Here is a 4,048-nt window from a genome sequence, read left to right as displayed (position 1 = left end):
ACCATAAAAGGGTCTGTCAAGCCGCAATTGTAACCTCTTCAGCCACCGCTGAAACGTGGAAGATCTTGAAGACACGACGGGCGAGATAGCGTTTGATGCATCGGCGGATTTCCCGATCCGTTTTACCCTCAGCACGACGTTTTTCAACATAGATACGTGTCTCGTCGTCATGGGTCATGCGCGTGATCGCCGCCAGATGCAGAGCAGCATTCAACGACCGATCCCCGCCACGGTTAAGCCGATGTCGTGTCGTATTCCCTGACGATGCAGGAATCGGGCTCGCCCCAGCCAAACAGGCGAAAGCAGCTTCATCGCGCACTCGGCCTTCGTGAGACCAAGCGACGAAGCACTTCGCTACGGTGATTGCTTTGAACCCGATCTCCTCCATCAGCGGTGCCGCTTCACTGACCCTGACCAGTTCATCCAGTTGTTGCTCATTGATAGTTAACTGGTGATCCAAATCTAGAGTATGTTTGGCCAGTCGCACCGCTTCAGACCGGGCAATCCGCAGCGAGAGCTCTTCTTCTCGTTCCCGCCACCGGCTGACCTCAGTGATCTGACCGCTGGTCAGCTTCTTGCGGGCGTCGATCCCCAGAACGTTGCTGCGCACCAAAGCGTTCAAGGCATTCACAGACCTAGTGCGGTCCTTCGCCATCGAGCTGCGTGCCGTGACGAGGATGCGCAGACCCTGCCGGATTCCTTCATTCAGTCGCGGATGGCGCAATTTGTCTATCGGCAGCGGCAGGGAGGCCTTGGCCAGTCGTTGAGCGTCCAAGGCATCGGTTTTTCCTACGCCACGGTTCTGCTTCTTGCTCATGCGTGGTGCCTCGGAGACGGGGAATCCGTGAGCGGCGATGGTGCCGGCAAGGATCGCTCCGTAAGTCGCGGCCCCTTCGATGACCCAGAGGGTGTCTGCGTTACCTTCAGTACGTCGTGCCACCCAGCGGATGGCACGGCTGATGCCGACGCTGGTCACTGGAAACGACTGGGTATCAAGCAGTGCACCGTTGTTGGAGTCGATGATGGCGTAGACATGGTTACGTGCGTGAGTATCGACACCCACGACAAATGGGTAGCAATGAGCGACGATAGATTGTGCGGTCACCGTACTTTCCTTTCCTGGATTATTTTGGACGGCCGTGAACGGCCGGTACCAGTCCGGGTAAGGGTCACTACGGAACAGAACTGTGATGGGTCACGCCCCTTCTGGGGTGGACAATCTTCTGATGAAGCTACCGTGGTGGGCCGGATTGGTCCCGGCCGTCCCACCCTGAGCGGATGGACAAGTCAATACGATGACACCTCGCGGGTCAGTTGTATACTGAGCCACATCCAGGGGGTGGGACGGCTGGTTCCTATCCTGCCAGCTAGTCCCAGACCAGCCACCTCGATACTCACAGTTATATACGGCGGGCCTACGGCCGTGCTGAACATCCAGCACCACGCTTAACTTTTAAGAGCCCGTTTGGCACGAAACAGGAGCACTCTGAAGGTGTCTGCTTTGGACGTCGGCTCGATGAGTCTGGCAAGCACCATGGCACGAAATCCCTCGTCATCAAGGACTTCGAACCCAAGTCGGGCATAGGCCGCGGTGAGGATTTCCCACAGTTCCGTGGCTGGAGACGCAACGACTTTCGCGTGGCCCGTAGCGCCGGTTCGAGGTCTTCCGCGGTCAGGAGTCACCTTGGGAAGTGCGGCGTTTTTGGTCCAGTCAGCGACTTCGCCCAGAGAAGCGGGTTCTTGTTCCATTTCGACGAGGTCGAAAGCTTGTTGCCCTGGATGCAAGCGTTGCTCGGCGGAGCGCAGCAGCAACGCTAATTCTGCGTCGGTGTTCGCCGAGCCGATGTGTTCCACAGAGGTGGTAGTGCGTCCGATTTGGTCCACGACTTGCACCGCGACAGCACCAGATGCCGTGCGGACCTTGCGGATGAATCGGGAACCCATGGATTCAGGGTACCGGGAACCTATTTATTAGTAAGTACTTCGGCCACAACGTGAAAACAAACCATCAGGTCATACACCTATTGAGGTTTTCAATCACAAACCGTGGCACGAAACAGGACGAAGTCCCGAGATTCAGTGTTCACGATGTACCGAGATTTCACACCAACTCGTCAGAACAGAAGTACCATACGACGCTATTTTGCATGCAGGGGGTATTGATAGAATGGTGCACAGTCGAGGGATCTAGAAATGGTTTGTGTAGGAAGTTCCGTTCTTCTAGAAGGCCTCGACTTTTAATGCATTGACCACATATCCGGGGTATTGGGTTTAGGAGGTTACATTCTCAATCCCGAAGAGACCGTTTGGAATGATTCGCAGAAAGAGAGCGGTAAGGTACAACCTGATGATTTCGATCCCACGATGACAGCATTAGGAGCGCGTACTCATTCCCGAGTCTCTGATTAAAAGTTTTGGATAAACCATAACTGATTTTTGAAAATACCGAGACATAATTCAACTATTTTTCAAAGAGTTGAAAATATCAAACGATTTACCGGAAATCAGGTCAGCCCGTAGGCGCCCATCAGCGTTGACTAGATGGTTTCCTAGTTGTTGATCGATGGATTGTGCGAATAAATGTGCACCCCCCGGCTTTGGAGTTACTTCATTTACGACGGCCCCTTCAGGTGAGGCCAGTAAATCAATCCGTACAAACGGTGCTGGGATATTTAGTCCGATCTTTTCAGCAATCTTATAAAATTCAGCAGGGATTCCATGACCTACGAATAACTCAGTCGCGTATTTACCGGTGTTAACCAAATTCGAGTAATTATCGTACCAGCAACGCTGAATCTTCGGAATACGGGCAGTCTCTAGCGCTAAGATCGGCTGCCCATAGAATGTGTAAAATTTCACGTCTCTTGCTGGAGCCTCTGGATCTTTGTCATCACGTATCAGTCGCTCGCGAATCCACAAATCTTCTTTTATCTTTCCCGATAGAAGAAGACCCGCCATTGATTTACGTAGCTCCTCGGACCCGGCGAGATGGCGATTATTGACGAGGTCAATAATTCCGTCTTCCATAATTAGATATACACCCTGCGACATAACGCCATTGAGTGGTTTAATTACCGTGTTTACTTCAATAGGTATGATGGAACACGAGAAGGGAACCAGCTCCATGGCTGGAGTTTTCAGACCTAATTTGTCCGCAAACTTATAAGCATTCAGCTTGTGATCTAAAAGCCATGCGCTATATTCTCGGTTAACGAAGGCCTTGCGGCTCTCCCAATACAGCAGGGAATGGAATGATGGCGCTGGCTGATGCTTAGCGCGGGCCACGACACCACGAGGGCGAGATGCCTGTTTATTAATTCCGAAATCGAATTCTCTACTGCATGTTATAAAACTAATCTTGCCAGTTTTCACAGTGCATTCAACAAAATACTTATCCGAATTAGTGATCTCAGGAGTTATCCAAACAGGACTTTTGGTGTCAACGTCGCTAAAAACGATATCCTTGGTTAACGCAGACCTAAGGGCAAAAGAAAAATTCGCATTTTCAGGTGCATTTTCGATTCGCGCTTGTACATTGCGCCCCAATCCCTTGATTGTCACTTTAAATTGTTCCATAGATTAACTCAGTCCCTTGTTATTACGTCCGCGATATAGGTATAAAATTCACTTTGATAATGGTATTGAGATGGACCCCATTTATGATTTTCATCAGAGTGCGAAATATCCGAAGGTGGTTCAATAATATTAAAGTTACATTCGGCTAACGTCTCGTAATATCGCTCATAAAGACTATTCGCCGCAACCGCGTTCATTGAACGGAATCTCGGTGCCACAGTGCCTTGAATTGTTATGTCTGTCCAGTTTGCCTTAATTACGTAAGATTTTCCAAATAGATCATGATTGAGCAAATGCTTTTTAAGCTTCAAGACAGATGTGCGCCAAATATCAAAATGTCGATCTGTGCCAAATCGAATTAAAGTCTTGGGCCAGTCAAATTTGTTCAGGATTCCCGTCTTACCGAGCTCTCCTGAATTAGTGATAAATGTGCCACCATCGAGTCGGTGCACCCCTGTCTGTCAGGATCAAG

The 4,048-nt window shown here is 50.4% G+C and carries 3 protein-coding genes; all 3 read right to left on the bottom strand.

The window, feature by feature from the left end; genetic code table 11:
- Positions 1-16 precede the first annotated feature (16 nt).
- On the bottom strand, positions 17-1,105 hold the full coding sequence (locus tag CIK74_RS03110; RefSeq protein ID WP_096254319.1) for an IS110 family transposase: 1,089 nt from the start codon (positions 1,103-1,105) through the stop codon (positions 17-19).
- A 341-nt stretch (positions 1,106-1,446) separates the two neighbouring features.
- The gene (locus CIK74_RS03105; RefSeq protein WP_096254318.1) at positions 1,447-1,944 is read right to left on the bottom strand and encodes a hypothetical protein; all 498 of its coding nucleotides are present in this window, start codon (positions 1,942-1,944) and stop codon (positions 1,447-1,449) included.
- A 513-nt stretch (positions 1,945-2,457) separates the two neighbouring features.
- Positions 2,458-3,576, bottom strand: coding sequence for an ATP-grasp fold amidoligase family protein (locus CIK74_RS03100; protein WP_096254317.1), 1,119 nt, complete (start codon positions 3,574-3,576; stop codon positions 2,458-2,460).
- Positions 3,577-4,048 lie beyond the last annotated feature (472 nt).

The sequence above is a fragment of the Glutamicibacter sp. BW77 genome (assembly GCF_002332285.1).
Classification (GTDB): domain Bacteria; phylum Actinomycetota; class Actinomycetes; order Actinomycetales; family Micrococcaceae; genus Glutamicibacter; species Glutamicibacter bergerei.
The sequence above is the reverse complement of the archived record's forward strand: the minus strand, read 5'-3'. Positions and strand labels throughout refer to the sequence as shown.

Coding starts and splice junctions, on each gene's coding strand:
- CIK74_RS03105 (WP_096254318.1), bottom strand. CDS start 1,944: ATGGGTTCCCGATTCATCCGCAAGGTCCGCACGGCATCTGGTGCTGTC.
- CIK74_RS03100 (WP_096254317.1), bottom strand. CDS start 3,576: ATGGAACAATTTAAAGTGACAATCAAGGGATTGGGGCGCAATGTACAA.